10 protein-coding genes are annotated in these 9971 nt (G+C 59.9%); 4 read left to right on the top strand and 6 right to left on the bottom strand.

Annotation, left to right across the window (positions count from 1 at the left end):
- Positions 1-8 precede the first annotated feature (8 nt).
- Genes BFP92_RS19640 through BFP92_RS19630 form a run of 3 tightly spaced genes read right to left on the bottom strand, consistent with a single transcriptional unit; the run spans position 9 to position 1763 of the window.
- Positions 9-278 carry a phosphopantetheine-binding protein gene (locus BFP92_RS19640; RefSeq protein WP_065930735.1) on the bottom strand — a complete coding sequence of 90 codons (270 nt, stop codon included), beginning with the start codon at positions 276-278 and terminating at the stop codon, positions 9-11.
- Positions 256-1068 (bottom strand): lysophospholipid acyltransferase family protein, encoded by an 813-nt coding sequence (locus BFP92_RS19635; protein WP_065930734.1) that lies wholly within the window; start codon positions 1066-1068, stop codon positions 256-258. Before BFP92_RS19635 ends, BFP92_RS19640 begins: the two co-directional genes overlap by 23 nt.
- Positions 1044-1763 carry a beta-ketoacyl synthase chain length factor gene (locus BFP92_RS19630; RefSeq protein WP_065930733.1) on the bottom strand — a complete coding sequence of 240 codons (720 nt, stop codon included), beginning with the start codon at positions 1761-1763 and terminating at the stop codon, positions 1044-1046. Before BFP92_RS19630 ends, BFP92_RS19635 begins: the two co-directional genes overlap by 25 nt.
- Positions 1764-2080: 317 nt before the next feature.
- Between BFP92_RS19630 and BFP92_RS19625 the strand changes: the two genes are divergently transcribed.
- Positions 2081-2851 carry a ParA family protein gene (locus BFP92_RS19625; RefSeq protein WP_065930732.1) on the top strand — a complete coding sequence of 257 codons (771 nt, stop codon included), beginning with the start codon at positions 2081-2083 and terminating at the stop codon, positions 2849-2851.
- Positions 2852-3256: 405 nt separating this feature from the next.
- The gene (locus tag BFP92_RS19620; protein WP_065930731.1) at positions 3257-3490 is read left to right on the top strand and encodes a DUF6124 family protein; all 234 of its coding nucleotides are present in this window, start codon (positions 3257-3259) and stop codon (positions 3488-3490) included.
- A 128-nt stretch (positions 3491-3618) separates the two neighbouring features.
- Here BFP92_RS19620 and trxC read toward each other — a convergent pair whose 3' ends face one another.
- Entirely contained in the window at positions 3619-4053 is a 435-nt protein-coding gene (gene trxC / locus BFP92_RS19615; RefSeq protein WP_017138537.1) for a thioredoxin TrxC, read from the bottom strand.
- Positions 4054-4288: 235 nt separating this feature from the next.
- On the opposite strand from trxC, the gene BFP92_RS19610 reads away from it, so the two are divergent.
- Both BFP92_RS19610 and BFP92_RS19605 read left to right on the top strand, forming a co-directional pair.
- A complete protein-coding gene (locus tag BFP92_RS19610) occupies positions 4289-4585 on the top strand; it encodes a type II toxin-antitoxin system HigB family toxin (protein WP_065930730.1) in 297 nt (98 codons plus the stop codon).
- The gene (locus BFP92_RS19605; protein ID WP_065930729.1) at positions 4582-4983 is read left to right on the top strand and encodes a helix-turn-helix domain-containing protein; all 402 of its coding nucleotides are present in this window, start codon (positions 4582-4584) and stop codon (positions 4981-4983) included. The genes BFP92_RS19610 and BFP92_RS19605 overlap by 4 nt, the downstream gene beginning before the upstream one ends.
- A gap of 134 nt (positions 4984-5117) precedes the next feature.
- On the opposite strand, the gene BFP92_RS19600 is transcribed toward BFP92_RS19605, so the two are convergent.
- A complete protein-coding gene (locus BFP92_RS19600; protein ID WP_065930728.1) occupies positions 5118-6581 on the bottom strand; it encodes a protein adenylyltransferase SelO in 1464 nt (487 codons plus the stop codon).
- A gap of 48 nt (positions 6582-6629) precedes the next feature.
- Positions 6630-9968, bottom strand: coding sequence for a mechanosensitive channel MscK (mscK, locus tag BFP92_RS19595; protein WP_065930727.1), 3339 nt, complete (start codon positions 9966-9968; stop codon positions 6630-6632).
- Between the last annotated feature and the right edge of the window lie 3 nt (positions 9969-9971).

Here is a 9971-nt window from a genome sequence, read left to right as displayed (position 1 = left end):
GTCCGGTCTCAAGCTGCCTGTCTGGCCGTGACGAATGCCGCAAGGCTGGCCACGTTGGTGAAATGATTGCGCGTGTCTTTGGCGTCGGCATCGATCTTGATGCCGTACTTTTTCTGGATCGCCAGGCCCAACTCCAGGGCGTCCACCGAATCCAGGCCCAGGCCTTCGCCGAACAGGGTCTGGTCGCTGTCGATGTCGTCGGGGCTGATGTCTTCCAGGCCCAGGGCCTCGATGATCAGCACCTTTATGTCGTGCTCAAGGCGGTGTTGGTTGCTCATCTTCGGCGAGCTCCTTAATGAAATAGTGATGCAGGTAATCGTTGAGCTTGCGTGAAGCCTGGGGCGCTGGCCCCAATGTGGCAAACGCCTGTGGGTCTATATCGGCACCCACGCGCAAACTGAAGTGAAAACGGCGCTTGGGGATGCGATACCAGGGTTCGGCCTTGGTCAGGGTGGTGGGGCTGACCTTGATCACCACCGGGGTGATGATTGTCGCACCACGCAGGGCAATGGCGGCGCCACCGCGATGAAAGGCCGGTGGTGCGCCGGGTGTGGTGCGCGTGCCCTCGGGAAAGATGATCAGCGTCTGGCCTTCGCGCAGCGCATCGGCCGCCGCATCGAGCATATCGGCACTGCCGTCATTGCTGATGTAACCGGCGTCGCGCACCGGCCCACGGGTGAACGGGTTCTGGAACAGGCTCTGCTTGACCACGCAGTTGGTCTGGCGCATCAGGCCGATCAAAAACACCACGTCGATCAGCGACGGGTGGTTGGCGACGATCATTTGGCCTGGGCGCCCGAGTTTTTCTGCGCCTTCAACGCTGTAGGTCAGCACGCCGGCGCGTTGCATCAGGCGAATAAACAGCCAGAACAGCTTGCTGATGGTGTGGCGGGCACGGCGCTGGTGTTTGGCCGCGCTGCCTGGCAGGCAACTGAGCAGCGGGAACACCAGCAAACGCAAGCACAGCCCGCCGACGCCGAAGCAGAAGAAGCTTGCGGCGGTGGCGAACAGGCGCCAGTAGTAGGCGTCCCGTGGCTTGTCGGTCAGGGCTTGCGTTGCCAGTTCCATACACGGTTCTTCCAGGCATGTTGGCAGGTGGCCTGCTCGGTGAGCAGGGTGCGCAGCAGGTTCAGGGCGTGGGGCCACTGAGTTTGACTGAGTTGGACAGCGCCGCTGTTTAGTTCCAGTTGCCACTCGTCGCCCGGGGTCAGCAGCAGGCCGAGGGCGTAGGGGAAGGGCACATCATGGATCCAGTCGGCGTAAGCCGCAGGCGGTTGTTCTTCGGTGATCACCAGCAGTACCGCCGGGGCGCCTTCGTTGAGCAGCGCGGCGGCTTCGAGCATGCCGTGTTCCAGGCCGTCGCCGGCGGCGGCGAGGGCGGTCATTTCGCAGGTTTCATTGCGCAGGATCGACCACAGGCCAATCACCGCGTTATGCACCGACAGGCTGAACTGGGTGGGCGACAGCGGCTCGTCGTTGGCCAGGTCGCTGAGGATGTCGAGGGTGCGCGGGGTTTCGCCGTGCCGGGAAATAAACACCAGCGGCAGGTCTTGCCGGCCCTCGGCCAACGGCCAGCCCACGCTGAACGCCATGCGCGCCAGCCGGCTCAGGCGGCGGCGCTGCATGGCGGGCAGGAAGGACACATCGGGCGACGCATCGCTGGGCGGCACTACCACCGGAGCCTGGCACCAGGCACGCCAGTCGTGCGCAGTCTCCAGGCCCGGAGCCCAGGCGCGCCATTGGTCGATATTGAAAGTGATCACTGAGAAGTTATCCCGCCCCTGCGGGCTTCCATGTGCAGCCGTTGGCCCCGAATACCGGGACAGGGAACCATGGCCGAATGGCGCGCATTATCCCGGTGCCGTGGGGTTCTAGCAAACTTTGGTAAAGAATTGTTCGCGGATGAATACAATTTGCCGGAAAAGATTTACAGATTGTCCTTTACCTGTGCCGTGCGTGGATTGTAGGACTCTTCCTTTTGTGCGACGGCTGATGCGCCAGTGCATGGATGAACGAGGTAGCTAACAGGCGCTTTTGCCCTCTACACTCGGACATTCATTGATACACGGAGGTTTTTTCCATGCGGCGTGTGGTGTTCAATCAAAAAGGCGGCGTTGGCAAGTCCAGCATCGCCTGCAACCTGGCGGCGGTGAGCGCCAGTGAAGGCTATCGGACCCTGTTGGTGGACCTCGATGCACAGGCCAACTCAACCCAGTACCTCACGGGGCTGACCGGCGACGATATCCCGATGGGCATTGCCGACTTCTTCAAGCAAACCCTGTCTTCGGGGCCGTTTGCGAAGAAAAACCAGGTGGATATCTACGAAACGCCGTTCGACAACCTGCATGTGATCACCGCGACCGCCGAGCTTGCAGACCTGCAGCCCAAGCTTGAGGCCAAGCACAAGATCAACAAGCTGCGAAAGCTGCTGGATGAGTTGAGCGAAGACTACGACCGGATTTACCTGGATACGCCTCCGGCGCTGAATTTTTATGCGGTTTCGGCGTTGATTGCCGCTGATCGCGTACTGATCCCCTTTGATTGCGACAGCTTCTCACGCCAGGCGCTGTATGGCCTGTTGCGTGAAATCGATGAATTGAAGGAAGACCACAACGAAGGCCTCGAAGTGGAGGGCATTGTGGTCAACCAGTTCCAGGCCCGTGCGAGCCTGCCGCAGCAGATGCTGGATGAGTTGATTGCCGAAGGTTTGCCGGTACTGCCGGTGTACCTGGCCAGCTCGGTGCGCATGCGCGAGTCGCACCAGGAGAGCAAGCCGCTGATCCACCTGGACCCTCGGCACAAGCTGACGTTGCAGTTTGTGGAGCTGCATAACTTGCTGGAAAATGCCTGATTTTACAGGCGATGCAAGCCCGCTCCCACATTTGTATTGTGTTTCAGCAGGGGATTTGGATTGTTCCTACGGAGGCTGTAGGAAGGGTCTGGCAAATGGGGTTGTGGCTTGTATCGTTGCCTACAGCTAAGCCAGAATCGCCCGGCTTGTGCGTCTGGATGGGCGTCTCTAAGGTTCTCGGGTCACTGAATGTTCAGTGATCGGGTTTAGTAGCCCATCTAGACGAAAGCATGTGTATGGCTCCAAAAGTTTGGCGATTTTTCGCCTGTCTGATGGTGGTTGTGCGCAGGGCGCCTTCGGGTGCGCCGGGTTTTGCTTTCGTTCTACCGGTCTACTAACCTGCGCACAGCCGCCGCCCTTCGTTTAGTAGCGAATAGGCGATGGCCCCAGCAGAGAATGAAAAGTATGTTTGAAGCAGGTTCTAACCTATTCACCGTTGCACCCAACCTCCCTACCGAAGCCCTCGTACTCAACAGCTACGAAACTTTCTCTTCCGTCCGTACGCTGTTACTCAAGCTGTCCAACGGCCTCACCGGCGAACACCGCGACGTGGCCCTGGCCATCCATCAATTAAGCGAACTCGGCGTAATGCTGGTCGGCCAGATGATGGACCACGAAACCCCCGTAGCCCGAGCTTAAAACACGGTCAAAATGTGGGAGCTGGCTTGCCTGCGATGCAGACAACTCGGTCTATCAGTCAGACCAAGGTGATGCCATCGCAGGCAAGCCAGCTCCCACAGTTGACCCCCGTTGATTGAAGGGCTGGTTTACACCCCTTGGCTACGCAACCAGCTCATCAACTGCGGCAACGGAAACGCGCCACTCTGGCGCGCCACTTCACGGCCGTTCTTGAACAGAATCAAACTCGGAATCGAACGAATACCCAACTGCGCGGACAGCTGCTGGTTCGCCTCACTATCAAGCTTGGCCAACCGGCATTTACCCTCCAACTGCCCAGCCGCCTGCTCAAACACCGGCGCAAATGACTTGCACGGCCCGCACCACTCGGCCCACACATCCACCAGCAACGGCAGGTCGCCCTTGATCTGGCTGGCGTAGTCGCCTTGTTTCAATTCAAAAGGTTTGTTCAGCAACACAGGCTGCTTGCAGCGCCCGCATTTAGGCGCATCACCCAGGCGTTCGCCAGGGATGCGGTTGAGGCCGTTGCAGTGCGGGCAGGGGATTACAAGAGGTTCGGACATGGTGGGCTCCTTAGGTACGGCCAATAGACTGTATTTGGAGCCAGGTCCGGGGTTTATCAAGATGCACAGGCAATGACGCATCCGCTCACAGTTTGCCCGTGTCGATGCGAGGCCCAGTATCTAGGCTGTTCGAGCGTGTTCTGTTTTGCGCCATCTGTCTGTTTGCGGTTATCGCAAATTGCGATAGTCGGGAAACGGGTTTAACCTTCATAGCAAGATGCGATAAGGATGTTGCATGCGAGTGATCAGCGAGAAAAGGATTTGGGAAGCAAAGGAAAAGTGGCCGCGTTCAGCAACAGCGTTGGATCAGTGGTATCGGCTAATGAGGCGAAACACGCCCAAAGACTTCGCGGCGATGAAAGCCACGTTTCCCGCCACGGATAAGGTTGGGGATTTCCACGTATTCGATATCGGAGGCAACAAGCTGAGGTTGATCGCTAGCGTGGAGTATCGGGCGCAGCGCGTTTACATCAAGTATCTGCTTGATCACCGAGATTATGAGAAAGACAAATGGAAGGAAAAGATAAAATGAGCGCGCTTATGCGAGTAGCGGCCGAACACTGGCAGTTTGTTTCACCCGTGATGCGCAAACCAGAAAACGAGTCGGACTACGACGCGCTGGTGTGTGGCTTGGACGAGCTGTTGAGCCTGATCGGGGAAAACGAAGACAGCCCGCTGATGAGCCTGGTGGATATTCTCAGTGACTGGATTGAGGCCTACGACCATGAACACCGTCCAATGCCGGTCGCCAGTGGTGTTGATGTGCTGCGATACATGATGCGCGAACACGGTCTCACCCAGAGTGACCTACCCGGAGTAGGCGCACAATCGGTCGTCTCTGAGGTATTGAGCGGCAAGCGCCAGCTCAATCTGCGGCAAATTCGTTGGTTGGCCGAACGTTTTGGCGTAACGGTCGAAACCTTTATTTAGTTCCGTTCTGATCGTTCCCACGCTCCGCGTGGTAATGCATCCCGTGACGCTCTGCGTCACCCGTGCGCAGGGCAAAAGGCGGGACGCGGAGCGTCCCAGGCGGCATTCCCACGCAGAGCGTGGGAACGATCATCTTACGACGAGCAACTAATCTCCAAATGCTTGCCCCAGTCCGGTGGCCGCTGGGCGTATTGCTCCATCCCAGGCTGTTCTTCAAAGGGTTTGGAAAGCGCTTCATGCAGCCGGCGCACTTCGCTGTAGTCGCCTGACTCGGCAGCCGCGATGGCGTTTTGCGCCAGATAGTTGCGCAGGATGTACAGCGGGTTTACCGCGTGCATGCGTTCACGGCGCTGTGCCTCGCTGTAATCGCCATCCCGTGCGACGCGAGCCTTGTACTGATCAGCCCAGGCATCGAAGCCGCCCAGGTCGACAAAGTCATCGCGCAAGCGCGCCACGGCCAGCGCCGCCGACTCATCACCCAGGCGCCGGAAGAACAGCGTGTAGTCCACGCCACTGTTTTGCATCAGTTTCAGCAAGCGTTCCACCAGTGGCTGGTCATCGTCTTCGGCGGTGGTGAGCCCCAGGCGGCGGCGCATCAGGTCCAGGTAGTGCGCTTGATACAGCGGCAGGTACAGGCCCAGCGCTTCTTTCAACGCATCCACCCTGATAAACGGCGTGAGCGCCTGGGCCAGTGCGCTGAGGTTCCACTGCCCGATCGGCACCTGATTGCTGAAGGAGTAGCGCCCTTCATGGTCGGAATGGTTGCAGATGAAATGCGCGTCAAAGTCATCCAGAAACGCAAACGGCCCGAAGTCGAAGGTGATGCCCAGGATCGACATGTTGTCGGTGTTCATCACGCCGTGGCAGAAGCCATAGGCCTGCCATTTGGCGATCATTTCGGCATTGCGCTCGACGATTTCGCGGAACATAGCCAGGTACGGCTCGGGCTGTTCGCGGCACTCAGGGTAGTGCAGGTTAAGCACGTGTTCGGCCAGCTCGGCCTGTTGCTCGGGCTTTTTGGTGTAGTAGAAATACTCGAAATGCCCGAAGCGGATATGGCTGTGAGCCAGGCGCAATACCATGGCGCCACGCTCTTGTTTTTCACGCCATACCGGCGTGTCGGAGCCGATCACGCACAAGGCGCGGCTGCTGGGTATGCCCAGCGCGTGCAGGGCTTCGGAAGCGAGAAACTCACGTATGGAGGAGCGCAACACGGCACGCCCATCGCCCATGCGTGAGTACGGCGTCATCCCGGCGCCCTTGAGGTGCAGGTCCCAATGCTCGCCGGCCTGGTTGTACACCTCGCCCAGCAACAACCCGCGGCCATCGCCCAGTTGTGGGGTATAGCCGCCGAACTGGTGCCCGGAATAGACCATCGCCCGCGGTTCTGCTTCGGCCCACAGTTTGTGCCCGCCAAACAGCTCGGCAAATACCGGCGTTTCGGCCACGGCCGGGTCAAGGTCGAGCAAGGCCATGGCGGCATTGCTCGCCACCACAAGGCGAGGCGCGTCGAGGGGTTCGGGCAGTACGTGGGTTGAGAACGCGTCGCCCAGGCGTGCGAAGCGGTTGTCGAAGGTCAGTTCGTCGAGGGCTTTCACCGGCCATCTCCAGCAGAATGTCCGAGCATTCTGCTGGGGATAGGGCGTTTAGTCGAGTTTGCTCGGCGGTGGCTCTTGCACCCCGCCGTCGTTGGCGGGTTTGGCCGGCGTGTCGACTTCCACCAGTTTGTATTCCTGGCCGTGAAGGTTCTTGAGGTAGACCTCCATCTGGCGGAACGAGATGTTGATGTGGTGGTTCTTGAACTCGCGGTTGATAAAGCGGTTCACCTCGTCGATCACCGGGTTGCGGTCACCCAGGTCGCGCACGTGCATGCGCAGTTCGTGGTCGAGGGTGCTTTCGCCGAAGTTGAGGAAGTACACATGGGGTTCCGGCTCCTTCAGCACACGCGGGTTTTCGCGCGCGGCCTTGAGCAGTAATTCCTTCACCAGATCCAGATCAGAGCCGTAGTCCACGCCCAGCTTCAGCGTCACGCGGGTGATGGTGTCGGTCAGCGACCAGTTGATCAGTTGCCCGGTGATAAACGTCTTGTTCGGGACAATGATGTCCTTGCGGTCAAAGTCGGTGATCGTGGTGGCGCGGATGCGGATCTTGCTCACCGTGCCCGACAGGTTGCCGATGGTGATGGTGTCGCCGATGCGCACCGGGCGTTCGAACAGGATCATGATGCCGGAGATAAAGTTGGCGAAGATCTCCTGCATCCCGAAGCCCAACCCCACCGACAGTGCCGCCACCAGCCATTGCAACTTGTCCCAGCTCACGCCGAGGGTGGACAAGGTGGAGACGAAACCGACGCCGGCGATCACATAGGACAGCAAGGTGGTGGTGGCATAGGCGCTGCCCTGGGCCAGGTCCAGCTTGGACAGCACCAGTACTTCGAGCAAACCGGGCAGGTTGCGCGCCAGGGCAAAGGTGATGCCGACGATGATCGAGGCGCCGAGCAAGTCGCCGATGCTGATCGGCACCATGCTGATATTGGCGCCGGTGCCGCTGGTGTATTCGTAGAGGGTCACGTTGTCCAGGTAGGAGAACACGGTAATCAGGTCTTTCCACACCCAGTACAGCGCGGCGATAAAGCCGCCGAGCAAGGCCAGGCGGATCAGGCGCATTGACTGTTCGTTGACCTGTTCGATGTCCAGGGTCGGTTCTTCGATCACCGCTTCGCCGTCGCCGGCTTCCTTGGCGGCCTGGCGTTTGGCCAGGGCGCGGGCATAGGCCAGGCGCCGAGCAGCAACGCCGAGGCCGCGTACAAAGGTGGCCTCGATGACCAGCCAGAACATCAGCAGGTACAGGGTGTTGATCAGCCGGTCGCTGAGTTTGAGCGCGGTGTAGTAGTAGCCGAAGCACACGGCGATAAACAGCGCGACGGGCAGGGCGGTAAACACCAGGCCCACGGCCTTGCGGAACAATGAGGCTTTTTCGTGGGTCGGGCTGTGCAGCAGCAGGCGACTCAGCAGCCAGGCCATCAGCGCGTAGCAGGTCAGCACCACGGCAATGCCCAGCACGTCGTCGGCCAGCGCGGCCGGCTGGTGTTCGGCGATGGCCACTACGGCGACCAGGGCCAGCACCACCAGCCCGAGCTTGCGGATCCAGCCCTGGAGGAATTCGACTTGTGGCTTTTCCCAGCGGAAATGCAGTTCGGCCACGCCACCCGGCGCGAGAATCCGGTACGCGGTGTAGAACACCAGCCACGCTTGGGCGATCAGCAGCAAGGCCGCGCCCAAGTTGGCGTTTTGCCCACGGGCGTCGATTTGCAGCGCGTAACCGCACAATGCCAGCGCCAGGGCCACCGGCAGCGCCAGCAGGATATTCACCAGGATGGCCACCGGCGTGTGCCATTGGCTGTCGCGCTTGAAGTGGCCAATATCGAGGTGGATCTTTTTCAGGCGCGCGTACAAGGCTTTACGCCGCCACAGCAGTGCCCCAATCAACAGCAGCAAAGGCAGGAACAGCAGCGGGCGCTGGGTCAGGCCGTCATACAGTTCGCTGACGCTCGAAGCCCACGGCAGGGTGGTGACTTGCTTGGTCAGGTGGTCCGGCACGGTTTCCAGCCACTCGGTGTCCAGCGGCTTGTTGCTGGGGATCCAGAACATTTGCTCGTCGAGGGTGGCGCGCAGGTTGGTGGCGGTGCTGAGCAGTTGTTTCTGGTTCAGTTGCAGGGTGATGGATTCGTTCAGCAGCGCGCTCAGCTCACGGCTCAGGCGTTCGAGCAGGTCGCTGCGAGTGATTGCCAGTTCCAGCAGGGTGCGGCGCAATTGTGGCGTTACGTCATCCGGCGACTGGTTGGCCAACAGGTTATCCACATAGGTACTGGGCGTGCTGATCAGTTCGCGTTTCTGGTTGACCTCGAACTGGTACAGGCGAATGTTGGCGATGTCGTCTGCCAGGTTGCGGTCGACGGTCAGACGCGGCAGTGCCTGTTTTTGTTTGTAGAGGATCTTTGAGAGCAGCAGGCTGCCCTTGAGCACGTTGATCTGTTCGTCCAGGGCCGAGTCGCTTTGGGTGACGGTGTCCAGTTGCTGCTTGGTCTGCAGGTTTTTCTGGGTCAGGTCATTGAGGCGGTCAGTGCTTTTGAGCAGGTAGTCGGAGAGCTCAAGGTTGGCCGCGCTTTCGGTCGCGAGCAGGCTGCTGCCGCCGGCCTTTTGCGCTTCGATGGACTGCTGGGTCACGGTCTGCTGGGACTGGGCCAGGCGTTTCTGGTTGATCAGGGTTTGCAGGTCCTGAATCTCTTGCTCCAGGCGCGCGGTCTTTTCCACCACCAGGTCATGCTGGCTGTTGCCCAAATCTTGCAGTTGGCTGTTGCCGGCCAGTTCCTGGCGGCGCAGCGGGATCAGGGCATTAAGGGCCGCAAGTTCGGCATTCAGTTGGTTGCGCTGGTCGCCGCTGAGGGTTTTGCCGTTGTCTTTACCGGCCTTGAGGATCGAATTGATCTGCTGGATGCGCGTCTGGCTGCTGCTGATTTCGGTCTGGGCGCGCTCGGGGCGGGTTTGGGCGGCGATGGTCAAGCTGTTGGCTTCGGCCAACTCTTTTTGCAGGTCGCCTTGCTGGGTGCTGCGCTGCACCAGCAATTGCTCAAGTTGCGGCACGGGCAACGTGGCATAGCGTTGGGCCACGGGGACGATTTTAGTCGCCTTGAGCCGCACCAATTCACGCTGGTTGTCGGTGGTCTGGCGTGGGGCCTCTGCCAGTTGACGCTTGAGGTCGACCAGGCGCTGCTCGTAATCCTGCTTGTTGCCCAGGTACGTCAACGTCTGTTGCAGGATGCTCTGCAACGCCTTCATGTCGGCGTCGGGCAGCTTGCGGTCGGGCAGCTTGTCCAGGCTTTGCTGGATGGCATCGGCGCTGGGCGGGTCGGCGGCGTAAACGTTGCCTACACAGAGGGTCAGGCCCAGCAGGGCAGTGGCTAAAAAGGTGCGCAGTAGGGTCATGGA

The sequence above is a fragment of the Pseudomonas sp. 58 R 3 genome (genome assembly GCF_900006605.1).
Classification (GTDB): domain Bacteria; phylum Pseudomonadota; class Gammaproteobacteria; order Pseudomonadales; family Pseudomonadaceae; genus Aquipseudomonas; species Aquipseudomonas salomonii.
The sequence above is the reverse complement of the archived record's forward strand: the minus strand, read 5'-3'. Positions and strand labels throughout refer to the sequence as shown.